Below are 18,084 nucleotides of genomic sequence, written 5' to 3' on the forward strand. Positions count from 1 at the left end.
CTGCCATTCTAGCGAATAATATTTAGTAATACACATGTTGTTTTCCATTTTTTCTAGTAAAATCTGAGTATTACTTTATGGTAACTGATCTAATGCTAAGCTGACATTAAAGGGTAACCTCTATTTTACAGCTGTGATTCTTTAGGGCTGACAACAACTCAATAATCATAAATTAGTCGTGTTCAAGGCTGAGACGACAGAAAGAGAGTTATAAAGTCACGCTTAGGATTTGGCATAGCTTATCGCCGCAATCAGGGCACCTTGTGGATCTTTTATCCAGCAAAAACGACCAACCTCTGGAATATTCTCCGGCCCAAACAGTACTTCTCCCCCCAATTTTTTGGCGTTTATTGCCACTTGGTCTACATCGTTAACCGTAATGTAACCCGTCCAGTGGGAAGGGAGGGTGGGGATTAAATTATCGGTTATACCGCCTATACTCGCGCCTTGATTCTCGATGATATGGTACTGGCCATGGGGCATTTTAACGGTTCTAAATTGCCAGCCAAAAATTTCACCGTAAAATCGCATTGCCTCTTCGGTATCATTTGTCGTGAGTTCATGCCAGCTTAATGCTCCAGCAGTGTTAAAAGCAGAATCCATAAGCATTTCCTTAATTCGACAGAAAAATCTAGGATAGAAGTTGGGTGCCTTCCTAAATTGCTGACCAAGTTGTAGATTCCCCACACCGATAGCGCCCACCAATACGCATCACTTTGGGTGTTTTATCCCATCGACCATAGCCTGAGGGGCCGCTTATTAAGCTTTGCTTACTGTGATTGGTGCAGCTTAGATCGGAATAGTCACTTAGAGTGTAGTTGAGGCTTGTCAATAATTCATAAAGTGTTCGGAAATATTCTGCTCTTTTTATATAAGTAAATATTTATAATGCATTGTTAAATATGATAATAAATAATGCTAGTGTGGAGCCCGTTTGACTATGTTGGTTTCCGAGTGCAAGGTTTTAGCCCATATTTCCCCTGTGCTTTATTATGATTCCTACTATTAGACCTATATCCTATTCACTTGCTAATATAGCGCAGTTTTGCATCTCATTGATGGAATAGAAGGGGAGTTAAGATTGAATAAAAGTTTAGTGACAAATGTATTGGCGGCAGTCTGTGTTCTGTTGGGTTACGGATTGGCTTCGCCCATTTTGTTCAATGTGGGCTTATTTGCATTATCTGGAGCTATCACTAACTGGCTAGCCGTGTATATGCTGTTTGAGAAAGTGCCAGGTTTGTATGGCTCTGGGGTTGTGCCATCCCGTTTTGAGGAGTTTAAGGCGGGTATTGCCCATCTAATGATGAAGCAGTTTTTTACCTCTGAGAATATCGATCGTTTCCTCTCCGAGAAGGAAGGGATCAGCAACATCGATTTAGCCCCTGTGATTGATAAGGTGGATTTAGCGCCAGCCTTTGATGCCTTAGTGAGCACGGTCGCACAGTCATCCTTTGGGGGAATGTTATCTATGTTTGGCGGCACTGAAGCACTGATGCCTCTGAAAGTACCGTTTATCGAAAAAATGAAATCTTCATTGGTGGAGATGACACAAAGTGATCAATTTCACGAGTTATTAAAGCAGGAAATTGAACAGCCCAATGTGATGGCCGATTTGCAAATGAAGATTGCCAATATCGTTGAACAACGCCTCAATGAGCTAACACCACAAATGGTAAAACAAATAGTGCAAGAGATGATCCAAACACATTTAGGCTGGTTAGTCGTGTGGGGCGGGGTGTTTGGTGGGGTGATTGGACTTGTCGCAGCCTTGATCCAAGGCTAATCTGGGCTTAAAGCGATCTAAAGCTGGGAACTTCAGTTTCCATTTTTAACGAAGAATTCTATTCACTTACTGAGGCACTATGAACCATCATCACAGTATAAATTATCTGGAAATACCCAGCCGCGATATCGCAAGCTCCAAGGCATTCTTTAATAAGGTGTTTGGTTGGAGTTATGTGGATTACGGCCCAGAATATAGCTGCTTTATTGATGCGGGGATAACGGGTGGGTTTTATCAGGCGGATGTTGATTTTACACTTTTGCGTGGTTGCCCACTGATTGTTTTATATAGCAATGATTTGGAGAAAACCCAAGCTTCGGTTATCGCTGCGGGAGGAAAGATTACCACGGGGATATTTAATTTCCCCGGGGGAAGACGATTCCATTTCACCGAGCCCTGCGGTAATGAATATGCCGTCTGGTCAGAATGATCCGATCACAAACCCATGTATCAGAAACTGTTGTTTGGATGAGCAAGATATCTGTTTGGGGTGTTTTCGGCATCTCGATGAAATTTTAGCTTGGCGGTCGATGTCAGAAGAAGAGCGTTGTTGTTGCTATGTAAAGATGGCGAAACGCAGGGGGATCCAGCAGGCTAAATGGATGGCTAAAAAATAGTGTGGTGATAGTACTTAATCTGTCACCACACTATGAAGAATATCGTCAGACTGGGTCGACAACGATATGTTCAAGTTCAATTGCCGCTACCGTGTGGAGCGCATCCATGGTTGCTCCCACTAAACTAATTTTCCCCTGTGACGACTCAATGAGCACAGCTCGGCTTATATCACTAAACTCACGATTGTGGCGAGTGAGATTCGATAAGGCCATTTGCATTGGCAACATTGATGGGTTAAAGGCGGCATTTTCAGCATAACGTCCGCAATAGGTTGCACCATCGGACGTTTCAAGCACTACGGCCGCATAGCTTTGGGTGTAAGGCGCATAACTCAAGCCAGCATGATCTAAGCCTTCGATGATCATAGGATCGCTACTGTCTAGCGCAAATTCCGTTTCGTGTTTTGTCAGTAAAGGTGAGGTGACATTGAGATCCGTAGGACCAAAAGCATAGGGTAAATAATAGGCTAGCGAGTGGCTGTCTTGGGCCGGCAGATGAATGGTTATCTTAGCCCCATCGACCAACTCGTTCATGAATTGACGGCAATGACCACAGGGACTTGCATTAACAATCATATCGACGATTTGGCTTTCACCACTAAGCCAAGCATGGCTAATCGCACTTTGTTCAGCATGGACAGAGTGAAACAGGGCTTCACCGGGTAGCTCTAAATTGGCACCCATATAGATATCACCACTCTTGCCCTTTGCAATTGCGCCGACATAAAACTCACTGATCGGCGGTTTAGCGAGTGCGGCAGCTATGGGTAATAATGCGAGTAAAACCTCTGCCTCAGTCATCTTGCTGGCACGCGTTAACTCTGCGAGTTGTTGTGCATCAATGTGTCCAGCAAAGTTTTGATGCAATAAGGGAATAAGTGCATCGGCCAACGGTGTTGGCAACTGGGCTATGCTGCGAATAAATCTATCTTGCATTTCCCGATTCCTTGTTTGTTAAGTTCATGGAATAACATTCTAGTAATTTTGTTACAGTATAAATGCGAGTTGGCTCGCGTTTATTGGCTCAAAACCCGTAACGGAGTGAATTACTGTCGGATCTATACTCTTTTCGTTACGACTTACCCTAAAGAGTGAGCATGTTTTAACTAATTGATTTTATCTTGTTTATATCTTTTCCTACTTAAAGTTCTCGCAAGTAGTGACATAAAGCCGTAAGCAATTTTTGTTTGATTTCATCGGTCTCAGTGTCTTGAAGTAGATTTTCAAGTTTCAGTAAATAATCTTGATCCGCTAAACGGCCTTGGCAGAATTCACGCCAGCGCTGCGACTCTTGGTAATCGAGTAACTCTGGGTAGTTTCGGGCGCGATAACGAAACAACATTTCAGGGATGCGAGCATCATCAAATTGCAATTCGAGTGCGGCTAGATTTTGCGGTAAAGTATGACGGATTATTTCCATTTTGGCTTTGTCTGCGGGACTAAAAAAACCACCGGAATACAACATTAAATCGGGATCCGTTGTCGAACTTTCCCCATCGAGTTCAAACAATTGTGCTAGTTTCTCCCTAAGTTCAGGATGACTCTTCAAGCGTTTATATTGCTCCCTTGCGAAGGCTTTATCGATATTGAGTCTCGCGGCCTGCACATCGTCCAGAATTTTAGCCGAAGTGATAAAAGGGCACTTATTTAAATGGATTTGTTTGACCGGAATAGGTAACTCATCTTCGGCTAAATCGGCTCTTGCGGTGTACATTCGAGTCTTAATTTGTTCTACATCAAGCTCAAATAGCGGAGTTAAATCCATCGCTAAATTAACGCAGATCACAGCATTCTTGTTGCTTGGATGATGGGCAACTGGTGCAATTAATGTAGTGCAACCATTCAGGGCACTGATCTTTGAGCTAACATGGGCCAAAGGCTGCATGTTGAGCACATCAATCTGATCGGCAACCGCTTGTTTTCGACGTAGATCAAAATAGTATTGGTAGAGTTTAGGCTGTTTTTCTTTGATCAGTTTGGCCATAGCTATGGTGGCATAAACATCGGACATAGCATCATGGGCTTTCTCATGGCTTAAACCGTTTGCCTGGGTGAGGTGCTCCAATTTAAAGCTAGGTGAGCCATCTTCTTTTAGTGGCCAGTTAATCCCATCGGGTCTAAATGCATAGCAAGCGCGAACTAAATCAATGATATCCCAGCGTGAATTGCCATTTTGCCATTCCCGTGCATAGGGATCGATAAAATTACGGTAAAAGCCGTAACGGGTCACTTCATCATCAAATCTAAGGGAATTATAACCAGCGACACAGGTATTGGGCTGACTAAAAAGTGCCTGGATACGCCCCATAAACTCCGTTTCGGCAATGCCCCTTAAATTGGCCAATTGCGGGGTGATCCCCGTGATTAAAATGGCTTCGGGGGAGGGAAGATAATCGCTGGCCTGTTTACAGTAAAAGGTTTCTGGTTCACTAATAATATTCAGTTCTAAATCGGTTCGAATACCCGCAAATTGTGCAGGTCTATCCTTTGCAGGATGGGTCCCGAAAGTCTCATAGTCGTGCCAGAATATACTTGGCTGAAATGGTGTAGACATAATTTAAATCAAATGACAGTTTGTCGAATATTAGCATCTTAACACTGAAACCCCTTGGAAGCACATTTGCCCTGTGCCTAGAATCAGGAATTATATTGAAAAGATAATTGCTTAACAGGTGATTTTTATCTCGTTTGAGCGTTACAATTCAGCCTGAAAAGGGGAATTACTGTCTTATGTATCATCAATATCTAAATGAACCTATGGTCCTCGATGCCGATAAAACATCAATTATGACCTTATCATTGCCTGCCGATATCAGTGATTTTATTGTGCTTCAAGCGATGAGCGCACCTCTATTAGAGTTGATTGTGGTTGCGGATGGGACTCAGCCTAAAATCGCGATTCGTTTTCAGCCACTGATGGGGCTTAAATTAAACTCGGTGCCCTCCGAAAAGATTCAATTTTCCAACCCAATTCACCGCTCGTTTGGACAGGGAATGCGTCTCTACAGCCGTATGGGGACGGCGCCTAAGTTTTGTGCCGCGGAGCTACGTACCGGAGTCTCTTTTAAATTAGATGTGAATAACAGCCTGTGTTTGGCACTACAATCTGCCTCAAAATTTGAGCTAGTGCCATTAGAGTCAGATTTAAGAGTACTGCATGAGCCACAGGTGCTGCTTATGGCAAAAGCGATATTGGCAAGGCAATACGATTATGGTGCATCATCGGAAGCTCTCGCAGTATATATGACCGAAATCGAGCAGGTGAGAGTTGAACTGCAAGCCTTTTTACGTGGAGAGTTGGGGCAATACCATGCAAGTTTGGCCGAAGAGGCGATTAAACTCGATCCTTTATTGCAACAAAAGCGCCAATGGATGTTTAGAACTTATACTCATATGTTTGAGCGTCCGAACTATAGTCGCGCCTCTAACGATGCACAAAGTATTGATAAGTCCTTGAGAAAGCTCGAGTGCTTCGAGTTGCTCGCCACCCCCGAGCTGATACAAATGGTCGAACGATTAATGGAAGATGAAGGCTGAGCTTTCTTGTAACTAACAGTAAAATCAATAGATTATTTTAAGTTATAGAGTCCGAATATGTCATACTTATGTCCCCTTTGCGGCTTACCGCTTACGCTGGCCGAACGTGCTTGGGGCTGCCCGCGACAACACAAATTTGATATAGCCAAAGAAGGCTATGTGAACCTATTGCCTGTACAAAAGAAAAACTCTAAAGATCCCGGTGATAACAAACAAATGATGTTTGCTCGGCGGGAGTTTTTAACTGCTGGTTATTATCAAGGGTTGAGTGACAGGGTTAATCAACTGGCATTGGAATACGCGGGCAGAGCACAGCAGGTTCTCGATATCGGCTGTGGGGAAGGTTATTACAGCCATCGCCTATACCACACGCTCGCGCAGGATCATCCCTGTCATTTTCAAGGACTGGATATTTCTAAATCTGCGATCAAGTATGCCGCTAAACGTTATCCTGAATTACAATTTTGTGTAGCGAGTGCCTATGAGATGCCAATAGCATCACACAGCATTGATTTGGCAATTCGGATTTATGCCCCCTCAAAAAATGAGGAACTTCAACGGGTGATGGGCAGTGATGGTATTCTCATTACCGTTTCCCCCGGTCCAATGCACCACTTTGCCTTAAAGCAGCAAATTTATGCCGAGCCAAGATTGCATCCAACATCAGATGCCTGTCTCGCAGGGTTTGAATGTCTTCATCAGGAGCGACTCATGTCGCAACTTGAGCTAAAAGACAGTGAGCATATTGCCCATTTTCTGGAAATGACACCCTATGCATGGAAGTTTACCGCAGAGCAGAAACAACGCTTTGCAGTAGAGGGACTTTGTTGCGAACTTGATTTTCAAATTGAAGTACATCGCATATCAAGGCAACAATCAGATTTAAGCTATTGAAATAAATTATTAAAAATGCTTAACTGTCATTGCTAAGCCGTATGAACACCCACGTTCTACGAGCCGGTTGCAAAACCCTAAGTTGAATTAGGCAAAATAAATATTTCAAAGTGTCACAGTATGTTGACTTATCTTTAGAATGGTTTATAGTCTTACTAGCTTGAAGGTTGGGCTTATATTTATGTGTTCAATACGACCCGTTCGTCCTGTAAACATAAGTAATACCGGCATTTTCCAGCTCCACCGCCGTTAAGGCTTTAATTTTTTATTTACAGGATTTATATCATGTCTCAAGTTACTGGTGTTGTTAAGTGGTTCAACTCTGATAAAGGTTTCGGATTCATTGAGCAAGAATCAGGTCCAGACGTATTCGTACACTTCCGTGCGATCAACTCTGACGGTTTCAAAACTCTTGACGAAGGTCAGAAAGTGTCTTTCACTGTGACTCAAGGTCAAAAAGGTCCTCAAGCTGAAAACGTAACCATCATTGGTTAATTTTCAGTGTTATTAGCTAAGTGCTAATAACAATGGATTTAAAGAGCTGTGGTTTATACCATGGCTCTTTTTGTTTGTGTCGGCTTTATACTCACATCCTTCCCTACGCTTGCTTCTACTATATATTTCCAATAGTTATCTCTTCATTCGACACGCTTGCTTTCAGTCAATGGTCTTATACGCAGACGAATAAGATTGGTAGGCAACAAAGCTGTAACCCCGGTTCTATTTGAGCAAGAGCGTGTTGACGTTTCAGGATTATTTTGTAGCTTTTATGCAAGACAAAGTCCGTGCAGTGTAGTTATCTACATAAACGGACACGAACGCAGCAGAAAGGCTGCTCTAAGGGGGCGCCTAGCCAAGCTCTTACTCTTTTTTGTTATACGAGCCACTCGTCATATGAGCAGAATGATACACTTCGCTCTTTATTTCGCGATTACTCGCTTGCCAGAGCGACCAAAATGTCAACATGCCCTAGGCAGAATGGAATAAAGTGATAAAATGACGCAAATAAAAAAGCCTGAAGACATTTCAGGCTTTGAAGTCATACAAAATATTAGCGTTTATGAATCGAGTTTATCATCTGCGACTTTATAGTGTGGATCATCAAGTAGATTGACCTCGACAAGATCGCCAGCTTTCCTCAACAGCGCTTTACAGTCGGCACTTAAATGGATTAAGTGCAATTTTTTACCAGCATGAACATAGCGGTCAGCCAGCGTATCTATTGCCTCTAGTGCCGAGTGGTCGGCTACACGAGAGTTTTTGAAATCAATAACTACATCCTGAGGATCTTGGGATGCATCGAATAATTCTAAAAAGTTGGCAATTGAGCCAAAGAATAGCGGCCCATTGAGTTCATACACTTTCCAGCCCTGTGAATTTTGGTTCACATTGACACTAATGTGTTTAGCGTGTTGCCAAGCAAATACCAGTGCTGACACGACAACACCGACAAAGACTGCAAAGGCAAGATCGGTAAAGACAGTGACTGTAGTCACTAGCACGATAACGAAGGCGTCATGCTTTGGCACTTTACCCATAAATTTAAAGCTAGCCCATTCGAAAGTGCCGAGTACCACAATAAACATCACCCCGACTAGCGCTGCTAATGGGATGATCTCAATGAAAGAAGCACCAAATAAGATAAAAATCAGCAGTGCGATAGCAGCAGTAATGCCAGATAATCTGCCGCGTCCGCCTGAATTAATGTTAATCATCGACTGGCCAATCATGGCACAGCCACCCATGGCACCAAAGAAACCACTGGTGATGTTGCCTACGCCTTGCCCAACACACTCTCTATTACTGCGTCCGCGGGTATTCGTCATTTCATCGATAACGGTCAGCGTCAGTAGTGATTCAATGAGCCCAACCGCCGCAAGGATGAATGAGTAGGGCAAGATGATATACAAGGTTTCGAAATTAAATGGGACGATAGGAATGGCGAAACTCGGTAATGAGCCTGCAATAGTCGCATGCTCATCGCCACTCATGGTTTTTAGAAAGTCCAATACGTTACGGGTGTCGAGCTCTAAGCCAGCCGTCATTGCCGTCACAGCCAGAATAGCGACTAATGATGAAGGTACCGCTGTGGTGATCTTAGGTAAAAAATAAATAATGGCCATTGTCAGAGCGACTAAACCTAACATTAACATTAATGGTTCCTGTGGCAACCAGACTAAGTTGCCGCTGGCATCCTTGACCTTAAATTGCCCAAGCTGTGCTAAGAAAATCACAATCGCAAGCCCATTCACAAAGCCTATCATCACAGGATAGGGCACAATGCGGATAAATTTACCGAGTTTAAATACGCCCGCTGCAATTTGGAACAGTCCCGCTAGTACCACTGCGGCAAAAAGATACTGTACGCCGTGCTCCACCACAAGGGAGACCATCACGACCGCCATCGCTCCAGTGGCGCCTGAAATCATTCCAGGGCGACCACCAATCAGTGCCGTGATAAGTCCCATGATAAAGGCGGCATAAAGTCCAACCATAGGTTCCACATGGGCGACAAAGGCAAAGGCAACCGCTTCAGGAATAAGGGCGAGTGCGACTGTTAAACCAGAAAGCACATCGGCTTTATGGCTAGACGTTTTGTGGCGAATGAGATCAAACATGGAACCTCTGTTACTCAATTGTTGTTGCAAAAATAAGCCGCGAATACTATCAAAATATGCGGTTAATCTACACTTTAAATGTACGTTAATTCAGCCTTGAAAATAAAAAAGCCATGCAGTTGCATGGCTTTTTGGGGGGCGGAAAGGTTTACGGGCGAGCCATATCCGATTCCGCGCTATTAGCCCGTTTTACCTTAGGTACAGAGGCTTCATCGGTTGCATTTGTGTCGTATTCACGTCCCTTAGGCACTTCAACCTGGGCTCTCACTTCAACGACAGGTTTAGTCATATCCGACGACACCATAGCCCCAAAGCGACTGGCTGCTTTAGGCTTACTGACAACAACAGCATCAGTGACGGCATCCGTGATTTGCGGATTAACTGTCGTTGGGGCCGTTTGCACTGTAGCTTGAGGCTTAACGATAGCAGCAGGTTTTGCCATTGGGGCAGAGGCTGTTGCTTTAACCGCTTCTTTAACTTCAATACTCGGTGCAACGCTTGGCTCTACAGCAGTTTCAGTGGCTTCGACTTTTGGTGCTACTGATGTAACCGCAGGGCTTTCAACTACAGGGGCCTTAACCGCTTCGGTTTCTGCTACAAAGGTAGCGACTGGAGCTTCAGCGATTGGCGCAACTCCAACTTTCATTTCAACCGTTAGGTCTTCCGCTTTCGCTTCAGTGACTTTAGTCTCAACTTGCTGAGTTTCGACTGCTGTAACGTCATTTGCCGGCGCTTCAGCTTTCGCTTCAACTTTTACGACAGCAGGAGCTTCAACAGCAGGAGCTTCGCTTGCTTGTGCCATTTCGACTTCAACGTGTGTAGCAGTGGCTTGAGTTTCAACCACGGCATCTGTTTTAGTTGCAACAACGGGCGCTTCTACACGAACACTGGCAACTTCGCTTGGATACTCTTGGTCAGCACCTAATTCATCGTTAGGAATGAATTGGGCTGGTACGGAAGTTCCTTGCTCATCTTCATCACGGCGGCGACGTTGACCAGCAGCACGTAGATGGCGTGGGCTACGACGGCTACGGCGCTGTCCATCGCGGGATTCGCGTTTGGCTTTTTCTTCAGCGTCGATATTATCCGAGTCGGTTTCAGTTGCTTGTGTATCAACGGCAAGCTCAACATCGGCTTTGGTTTCCACCGCACCGTCTGTTGATGCTAAGAGCATGACGGGAGTATTAACCGTATCATCGATACTCGCTGCAGCGGTTTCAGTCGCATTAGATTGAGTCTCGGTGAATTCTGCAACAACGTCGGAAACGTCCTTCGCCGGGGCAGTTTCTTTACGTGGCTGACGACGTGCTCGGGGAGCTTTGACTTCGGCTGGCACATCCTGTGCTATTTCTGCTGCCACAGTGGCATTAACCGCCGCGACTTCAGCTAACAGGGCCTCTTCTTGAAGCTCGCTATCTGGCATGTTGTTACCATTGTCGATACGCACTTTGCGGCGCATATTACGACGTTGACGACGTTCACGGGCGACTTCTTGTTTAGGTGCATCAGCTTCAACGTCGGCAACCACGTCTTTTGGTGCTTGTACACGTGGCTTAGGTTCAGCTTTCGCTGGACGTTTAGCGGTTTCTTCCTTCTCGCGAACTGGGCGTTCTTGAGTGCTCGTGCTGACCGCAGCATCGGCAGACTTCTTAGGATTGCGATTACGTGGCTCACGGGTGCCGTCTTTGGCCTTATCGGCATCTTGGCCAGTGCGTGAACGACGGGTGTCATTACGACGATTGCGGCGATTCGCATTGGTCGCATTGGCATCGGTGTTTTTGGTTTCGACGGTTTTTACTGGTTCAGATTTTTCGCTTGAACCAAATAAGGCGCTGATCGCACTAACTAACTTGCTGAATAAACCTGGTTGTGGCGCTTCAACTTTCACCGTTGGCGATGGCGCCTGTTCCACTTTCTGCGGTGCTGCGAAACCTTTTAATGCAGGAATAGGCGCTGCGGTACGTTCCAGTTTACGTGGCTCATACAGTTTGGCTTCTGGCTGCTCAATACGCTTGTAGCTAGATTCGCTGATTTCATCATCGCTGCGGTGGCGGATCACGCGGTAATCCGGCGTCATCATGTGCGCGTCGGGTATCACATACACTTCGACATCGTGACGTTGCTCTGTAATGCGAATGGCTTTGCGTTTCTCGTTTAACAAGAATGCGGCCACATCCACAGGCACAATCGCTTCGATTTGTGAGGTGTTTTCTTTGATGGCTTCTTCTTCCATCAAACGTAAAATCGACAGTGCTAAAGACTCTGTACTACGAATCGTGCCTTGGCCATGACAGCGAGGGCAGATGTGCGCTGCGGATTCTTCTAAAGAGGGCCGCAGACGCTGACGGGACATTTCCATCAAACCAAAACGAGAGATGCGACCTAACTGCACGCGAGCACGGTCGTGGTGCACTGCATCACGTAAACGGTTTTCCACTTCACGTTGATGGCGCACGGGCGTCATATCGATGAAGTCGATAACGACTAAACCACCTAAGTCACGTAGACGTAATTGGCGGGCAATTTCATCGGCGGCTTCGAGGTTAGTGTTAAGCGCTGTCTCTTCAATATCGCCGCCTTTAGTCGCGCGGGCAGAGTTGATATCGATTGAGGTTAAGGCTTCGGTTGGGTCAATAACAATCGAACCGCCAGATGGCAGACGCACTTCACGTTGAAAGGCTGATTCGATTTGAGATTCGATTTGGAAGTGAGTAAATAACGGCACTTCGGCTTCATAAAGTTTTACGCGCTCAACGAAATCTGGTCGAACTAAGGCGATATGTTGCTTAGCTTCTTCGAAAATACGCGGGTGGTCGATAAGGATTTCGCCGACATCACGGCGTAAATAGTCACGAATAGCGCGAACGATTACGTTACTTTCTTGATGAATTAAGAAAGGAGCACCCTTAGTTTGCGCTGCTTCAGTGATTGCAGCCCAGTGGTGTTGCAGAACTTTTAAGTCCCACTTTAATTCGGCAGATTCTTTACCAACACCCGCAGTACGAACGATTAGCCCCATACCTGCAGGGACTTCCAAATCGGCCATCGCTTCTTTTAATTCGGTGCGCTCATCACCTTCGATACGACGGGAAATTCCGCCTGCACGTGGGTTGTTTGGCATCAAGACTAAGTAAGAACCCGCTAAACTGATAAAAGTCGTTAATGCCGCACCTTTATTGCCGCGTTCTTCCTTGTCAATTTGGACGATAACTTCCTGTCCTTCACTGACCACTTCCTTAATATTGGGGCGACCTTGAAATGAATATCCCTTAGGGAAATATTCTCTGGCGATTTCTTTCAGTGGCAAAAAGCCGTGACGATCGGCACCGTAATCGACGAAAGCGGCTTCTAAAGAGGGTTCTACACGGGTAATTTTACCTTTGTAGATATTGGATTTTTTTGTTCGTGACCTGGACTTTCAATATCAAGATCATACAGTTGTTGCCCATCGACAAGGGCAACACGCAACTCTTCTGATTGAGTCGCATTGATTAACATACGTTTCATGATGACGTCATTCTTCTTTAAATAGAGGTCATCAAACAATCGCGTTTCGCTGCATTACGGGCCTAGCAGTGGTCGACTGAGCCTCACGGCTGGTGTGGCTAGGCAAGGTGCGCATTACTGTTAGACGCAGTCGCTGCGTGTCGCATCCTATTTATGGCTTATTTTTTAATGATTACAAAAACAAGGAATTCGTTGTAAAACATCAACCAACCCCATAAATTCTTTAGTTTCGTTCCGGTAATGCCCAAGTCGAATCGGTTTGTCTGACGACAAGTTAAAATATTGTTCGAAATCGGGGAGAAAAGCTCTAGGAAAACCTCGTCAAAACAAGGTGATTTTCTCGATTTAATCGTAAAAAACGCATTTGTGGTATTTTTACTCAATATACGATTTGCAAATCAATGAGTTGCTATCAAGAAAATGTTTTTTTATCCGAGAAACTTTTCGCTTGGGATTAGGATCTTGTGAACACTTTATTCACTGCTTATCCCTAATCGCTGGTGAAATATAGCAATAATCAAAAAATTCAGCAATGGAAAGGCACAATTCTTCTCAGTTGTTGTACAATGGCGACCGTTTTAGTCAGATGGCGCATCATGAATACAGTATCCACCCCACAGCAACAGGTTCAATTGATCACTATCGATGAAGATCATTTCGAACAGCGAATCGACAACTTTTTAATGACGGCTCTTAAGGGCGTGCCTAAGAGCATGATCTACCGCATCGTCCGTAAAGGCGAGGTGCGGGTTAACAAGAAACGGATTAAACCTGAGTATAAGTTGCAGATTGGCGATATAGTGCGTATCCCTCCCGTGAGAGTGGCTGAGCCGGATAATCGCACCGCACCTTCAGCTAATTTGAGTAAAGTGTCGCAGCTCGAAGATCGTATCTTACATGAAGATAATCATTTAATTGTGCTTAACAAGCCAGCGGGCATCGCTGTGCATGGCGGTAGTGGTGTCGATTACGGTGTTATTGAAGCGCTGCGTTCGTTAAGACCACAACAAAAGTTTTTAGAATTAGTGCATCGCCTCGATAAAGACACCTCGGGTGTTTTACTTGTTGCCAAAAAACGCAGTGCACTCAAGCATATGCACGATCAACTGCGCTACAAAAAGATGCAAAAGGACTATTTAGCCTTAGTGAAAGGGGAGTGGTCAGCACAGGATAAAGTCGTTAAACAACCTCTGCTGAAGATCACGCTAAAATCCGGTGAGCGTATTGTGCGTGTGAACGCTGAAGGTAAACCTTCTGAAACCCGTTTTAAAATTGTTCAACGCTATCAAGGCTGTACATTAGTGCAAGCGAGTCCTGTTACGGGCCGAACTCACCAAATTCGTGTACACTGCCAATATGCAGGTCACCCTATTGCCTGTGATGAAAAGTATAGCGAGCAGGGGTTCGATGATAGTATGCGTGCACTTGGACTCGAGCGTTTATTTTTGCATGCCGCTGAATTGATGTTTATTCACCCTGAAAACGATGAAGTGATGCGGGTATCTGCGCCCTTAGATGATAATTTGTCATTGGTTCTGAGCAGGCTTAAACGCGTCTAAAACGGTTAAATATACATTTTATATATTACGGACGATGATGTTTTATGAGAGTTCAATCTAAGCGATTTGATGCCAGAAAATATGATTTAGTGATTTTCGATTGGGATGGCACTTTGATGGACTCCATAGGTAAAATCATCGTCTGTATTGAAAATATGGCGAGGGCGCTCACTTTACCTGTCCCAACCGAAAGTGACATTCGCGATATCATCGGTCTTTCTATGACAGAAGCGCTGCGAGTTCTGTTTCCACAGGGACTCAATTTCAGCGCTTCTTCAGTATATTCCCAGTGTCTGCACTCTAAAAATGAATTTAGCCAAGGCGAAGATGATGAATATCAACAGATGCGCGCCGAATTTAAAGCACAGTATTTACGTTTAGACACCACGCCAACGCCGCTCTTTGCACAAACGCCCATGTTAATCGATGACTTACATAATCAAGGCTATCAATTAGCCGTTGCAACAGGTAAGGCCCGTGCGGGGCTTGATCGCGTCTTTGAGCAAACGGGCTTAGGTCGATACTTTATTGCCTCACGCTGCGCCGATGAAGTGCACAGCAAACCCCATCCTGAAATGATCTCAAGTTTGCTGAAAGAATTGAATATTGCCCCTAACCGTGCCTTGATGGTGGGGGATTCGCTGCTGGATTTGACCATGGCGAGCAATGCCGGAATTGATAGTATTGGCGTGACCTATGGCGCCCACAGTGCCGAAAAGTTGATGCAGGCAAAACCTATCGCCTTGATTGATTCTCCTGAGCAACTATTGCAATACCTCTAGCACTGCTATTGTGATGCTAAAGTGATAATACATGGCTGGGAATAGACTGCCCTATGGCCTTTATGTACGTCTTAGCTTCTCGTCGATAAAACGACTCCGCGGCTCGATATTTCTTAGTGCTCTTATCGATTCAATAAACTGAGCGAACAAAGTTTAAACAAACGTATAAGCGTGTTAAGCGAGAACGTCTACTCCTTGGGCTAGCAGCATTTCAGTCAGTAAGATTAGTGGCAAGCCAACTAAGGTATTGGGATCGCGACCTTCGAGTTGTGTAAATAGTGCAATGCCTAAACCCTCACTTTTAAAACTGCCCGCGCAGTAATAGGGTTCTTCCTTTTCTATATAAGAGACAATCTGTGCATGGCTTAGGTGCCTGAAATGAACCGTAAAGGGTTCAACCTCGGCGGTCATAGTGCCCGTTGCGGCATTATACAGTGCAAGACCCGTATAAAAGGTGATGGCCTTGCCAGAGGCCTGGGTGAGCTGCGCGACGGCATTATCAAAATGATGGGGTTTACCGATAATTTTGTCATCAATAACGGCGACCTGATCTGAGCCAATAATTAGGCTATCGGGGAAATATTCACCCCCAGCAAGGGCTTTAGCTTGTGCGAGCCGTAGTACTAGGGCCTGCGCAGACTCGTCCATCTTTGGTGTTTCATCAATATTGGGGTTACAACATTCAAAGGCTAACCCCAGTTTTTGCAGTAATGCTTGTCGATACACAGAGGTTGATGCTAACACTAAGTGGGGGGGCATATTGGACCTGTCCACAGCTTAAATAGGCGGTTATTGTCGCGAATCTTGGTGAGAAAGTGCAAGCTTTTCGTATTTCGGTGTTTCTTTTCGATGAATGTCGCTATTTTAGGCGGCTTACGCTTGTATGCCTTCGCTTGCTTGGGTAAAATTTCGCTTCCGTTAATTTCAATGTTGGGGCTGGAGAAGAACTTAAGTTGCCGACTGGGACTTAAGTTAGAAATTTTTCTTTGACTCTAGCGTTTTCAAACTATAATATGCGCGCCTTATGCAAACAGTAAAGATACCGGTTTCAATTGATCCAATTCGCGCCGCCTCAAGCCGTCTCACTTATCTGGGGATAGTGCCTGGGCAGCAATTGAAAAGATTAAATGAGTTATGTGCCGGCGACTGTTCCGATGTGGCAGTGTCGATTGAATGTGGCGTGGATTTACAGGGGATAGTCTACCTGAAAGGGAAGGCTGTGACGGAGCTCACTCTGATATGTCAACGTTGCATGGCACTATTTACCACTGAGGTTACGGTCGAGTTTTGCTTCGGTCCATGCCGGACTAAGGCAGAAATCGATGAGCTCCCGGATGCGTATGACCCAATTGAGTGCAATGAAATTGGCGAAGTACGTCTGCATCAATTGATCGAAGATGAATTGATAGTCGCTATGCCGATAATCCCTATGCATGAAGAAATTGATTGCAATATGGGATCTAAAGACATAGTTGTAGGCGAGATCGAACCCGCTCAAGAGGAGCGTCCAAATCCGTTTGCAGTGTTAGAAAAACTGAAGAGCAAGTAATCTAGGAGACAGGGCCAATGGCTGTACAACAGAACAAAAAATCTCGTTCAAAGCGCGGTATGCGCCGTTCACATGACGCACTGAGCACTGCTCAGCTGTCTGTAGACGCTACCAGCGGTGAAATCCATATGCGTCACAATGTGACTGCAGATGGCTTCTATCGCGGTAAAAAGGTAATCAACAAGTAATTTGTTGGTTTCCTAATGACGAGTCTGACGCTTGCGTTAGATGCGATGGGTGGCGATCATGGCCCCCACGTCACAGTGCCTGCAGCCTTGCGGGCACTAAAATTACACTCTTTTCTTAAAATCATTTTAGTCGGTGATAAGACTGAAATTGATGTCTACTTGCGCCAAGCTGAGCCTTTACTACTTTCCCGTATAGAAGTTATCCATACCGATGAAGTCGTCAGTATGACGGATAGACCCGTGCATGCTTTACGTACTCGCAAGAAAAGTTCCATGCGCCTAGCCATCGAATTAGTGCGAGATGAGCGTGCGGCCGCGTGTGTCAGTGCTGGCAATACGGGGGCGCTGATGGCTATGGCAAAGGTATTATTAAAGACCTTGCCGGGTGTGGATAGGCCTGCGCTTGTTAGCTGTTTACCCGCAGTCACCCAAAAGCCCGTCTATTTACTGGACTTAGGTGCGAATATTTCGTGTGATTCCGAGACCTTATTTCAATTTGCCGTGATGGGTTCAGTGCTCTGTGAAGCGGTGGATAAAAAATCTCGCCCCAAGGTGGCTTTACTCAATGTCGGTACTGAGGAGATTAAGGGGAACGATCAAGTTCAGCAAGCGGCGCAGATTCTGCAAAACACCGATCAGATCAACTACACAGGTTTTATCGAAGGAGATGAAATCTATTCCGGTAATGTGGATGTCATCGTTTGTGATGGTTTTGTGGGTAATATCACGCTTAAAACCTCTGAAGGCATTGCCAAGTTATTGGTACATCAGTTAAAACGGGGACTAACCCAAGGTTTATTCGTGCGTTTTTTGGCAAAACTTATCGCCCCACGCATTCAGGCGGTCCTCAGCCAGATGAACCCCGACCACTATAACGGAGCAAGTCTGATAGGATTGCGCGGAATAGTTGTAAAAAGCCATGGAAATGCGGATGAAACTGCCTATTTACAAGCAATTAGTTTGGCAGTGACTGAAGCTCAACGTCGACTCCCTGAAATGATAAGAGATCGTTTAGAGTCGATTCTTTTAGATATAAATAACTGATCC

At 45.1% G+C, this 18,084-nt stretch carries 18 protein-coding genes; 11 read left to right on the plus strand and 7 right to left on the minus strand.

Annotation, left to right across the window (positions count from 1 at the left end):
- Positions 1 to 222: 222 nt before the first annotated feature.
- Positions 223 to 603, minus strand: a complete 381-nt coding sequence (locus tag SOHN41_RS07630; protein ID WP_007647359.1) for a VOC family protein — start codon at positions 601 to 603, stop codon at positions 223 to 225.
- Between the two features lie 478 nt (positions 604 to 1,081).
- Here SOHN41_RS07630 and SOHN41_RS07635 point away from each other — a divergent pair, with 478 nt between their 5' ends.
- From SOHN41_RS07635 to SOHN41_RS07645, 3 genes are all read left to right on the plus strand, one after another.
- Complete coding sequence (locus tag SOHN41_RS07635; protein ID WP_007647361.1) at positions 1,082 to 1,786, plus strand: hypothetical protein; 705 nt, start codon at positions 1,082 to 1,084, stop codon at positions 1,784 to 1,786.
- Between the two features lie 79 nt (positions 1,787 to 1,865).
- Positions 1,866 to 2,216 carry a VOC family protein gene (locus tag SOHN41_RS07640; RefSeq protein ID WP_037458410.1) on the plus strand — a complete coding sequence of 117 codons (351 nt, stop codon included), beginning with the start codon at positions 1,866 to 1,868 and terminating at the stop codon, positions 2,214 to 2,216.
- Positions 2,191 to 2,403, plus strand: a complete 213-nt coding sequence (locus SOHN41_RS07645; protein WP_037458413.1) for a DUF1289 domain-containing protein — start codon at positions 2,191 to 2,193, stop codon at positions 2,401 to 2,403. The genes SOHN41_RS07640 and SOHN41_RS07645 overlap by 26 nt, the downstream gene beginning before the upstream one ends.
- Before the next feature lie 45 nt (positions 2,404 to 2,448).
- Here SOHN41_RS07645 and cdd read toward each other — a convergent pair whose 3' ends face one another.
- The gene (cdd, locus tag SOHN41_RS07650) at positions 2,449 to 3,339 is read right to left on the minus strand and encodes a cytidine deaminase (RefSeq protein ID WP_007647365.1); all 891 of its coding nucleotides are present in this window, start codon (positions 3,337 to 3,339) and stop codon (positions 2,449 to 2,451) included.
- 205 nt (positions 3,340 to 3,544) lie between these two features.
- Complete coding sequence (gene sbcB / locus SOHN41_RS07655) at positions 3,545 to 4,957, minus strand: exodeoxyribonuclease I (protein WP_007647367.1); 1,413 nt, start codon at positions 4,955 to 4,957, stop codon at positions 3,545 to 3,547.
- A gap of 176 nt (positions 4,958 to 5,133) precedes the next feature.
- Between sbcB and SOHN41_RS07660 the strand changes: the two genes are divergently transcribed.
- The 3 genes from SOHN41_RS07660 to SOHN41_RS07670 all read left to right on the plus strand — a co-directional run bounded on the left by SOHN41_RS07660 (position 5,134) and on the right by SOHN41_RS07670 (position 7,329).
- Positions 5,134 to 5,940 (plus strand): hypothetical protein, encoded by an 807-nt coding sequence (locus SOHN41_RS07660; RefSeq protein ID WP_007647369.1) that lies wholly within the window; start codon positions 5,134 to 5,136, stop codon positions 5,938 to 5,940.
- Between the two features lie 57 nt (positions 5,941 to 5,997).
- Entirely contained in the window at positions 5,998 to 6,834 is an 837-nt protein-coding gene (rlmA, locus tag SOHN41_RS07665) for a 23S rRNA (guanine(745)-N(1))-methyltransferase (RefSeq protein ID WP_037458416.1), read from the plus strand.
- 285 nt (positions 6,835 to 7,119) lie between these two features.
- Positions 7,120 to 7,329 (plus strand): cold-shock protein, encoded by a 210-nt coding sequence (locus SOHN41_RS07670; RefSeq protein ID WP_011789734.1) that lies wholly within the window; start codon positions 7,120 to 7,122, stop codon positions 7,327 to 7,329.
- A gap of 563 nt (positions 7,330 to 7,892) precedes the next feature.
- On the opposite strand, the gene SOHN41_RS07675 is transcribed toward SOHN41_RS07670, so the two are convergent.
- The 3 genes from SOHN41_RS07675 to SOHN41_RS20620 all read right to left on the minus strand — a co-directional run bounded on the left by SOHN41_RS07675 (position 7,893) and on the right by SOHN41_RS20620 (position 12,959).
- On the minus strand, positions 7,893 to 9,452 hold the full coding sequence (locus SOHN41_RS07675) for a SulP family inorganic anion transporter (protein ID WP_007647373.1): 1,560 nt from the start codon (positions 9,450 to 9,452) through the stop codon (positions 7,893 to 7,895).
- Positions 9,453 to 9,600: 148 nt separating this feature from the next.
- The gene (gene rne / locus SOHN41_RS07680; RefSeq protein WP_420705320.1) at positions 9,601 to 12,840 is read right to left on the minus strand and encodes a ribonuclease E; all 3,240 of its coding nucleotides are present in this window, start codon (positions 12,838 to 12,840) and stop codon (positions 9,601 to 9,603) included.
- Positions 12,813 to 12,959, minus strand: coding sequence for a hypothetical protein (locus SOHN41_RS20620; protein WP_037458423.1), 147 nt, complete (start codon positions 12,957 to 12,959; stop codon positions 12,813 to 12,815). The genes rne and SOHN41_RS20620 overlap by 28 nt, the downstream gene beginning before the upstream one ends.
- Positions 12,960 to 13,555: 596 nt before the next feature.
- Here SOHN41_RS20620 and rluC point away from each other — a divergent pair.
- Entirely contained in the window at positions 13,556 to 14,518 is a 963-nt protein-coding gene (rluC, locus tag SOHN41_RS07690; RefSeq protein ID WP_007647379.1) for a 23S rRNA pseudouridine(955/2504/2580) synthase RluC, read from the plus strand.
- A gap of 44 nt (positions 14,519 to 14,562) precedes the next feature.
- Positions 14,563 to 15,300, plus strand: a complete 738-nt coding sequence (locus SOHN41_RS07695; protein ID WP_007647381.1) for an HAD-IA family hydrolase — start codon at positions 14,563 to 14,565, stop codon at positions 15,298 to 15,300.
- A 174-nt stretch (positions 15,301 to 15,474) separates the two neighbouring features.
- Here the strand turns inward: SOHN41_RS07695 and SOHN41_RS07700 are convergent, their stop codons facing one another.
- Positions 15,475 to 16,059: a Maf family protein gene (locus SOHN41_RS07700; protein WP_007647383.1), complete on the minus strand. Its 585-nt coding sequence runs from the start codon at positions 16,057 to 16,059 to the stop codon at positions 15,475 to 15,477.
- Between the two features lie 265 nt (positions 16,060 to 16,324).
- Here SOHN41_RS07700 and yceD point away from each other — a divergent pair, with 265 nt between their 5' ends.
- From yceD to plsX, 3 genes are read left to right on the plus strand one after another with little or no spacing between them, the layout of a single operon-like run.
- Positions 16,325 to 16,849: a 23S rRNA accumulation protein YceD gene (yceD, locus tag SOHN41_RS07705; RefSeq protein WP_007647384.1), complete on the plus strand. Its 525-nt coding sequence runs from the start codon at positions 16,325 to 16,327 to the stop codon at positions 16,847 to 16,849.
- Between the two features lie 17 nt (positions 16,850 to 16,866).
- Entirely contained in the window at positions 16,867 to 17,037 is a 171-nt protein-coding gene (gene rpmF / locus SOHN41_RS07710; protein ID WP_006081226.1) for a 50S ribosomal protein L32, read from the plus strand.
- Positions 17,038 to 17,052: 15 nt separating this feature from the next.
- A complete protein-coding gene (gene plsX / locus SOHN41_RS07715) occupies positions 17,053 to 18,081 on the plus strand; it encodes a phosphate acyltransferase PlsX (RefSeq protein ID WP_007647403.1) in 1,029 nt (342 codons plus the stop codon).
- The last annotated feature ends 3 nt before the right edge of the window (positions 18,082 to 18,084 follow it).

The sequence above is a fragment of the Shewanella sp. HN-41 genome (assembly GCF_000217915.1).
Lineage (GTDB): Bacteria > Pseudomonadota > Gammaproteobacteria > Enterobacterales > Shewanellaceae > Shewanella.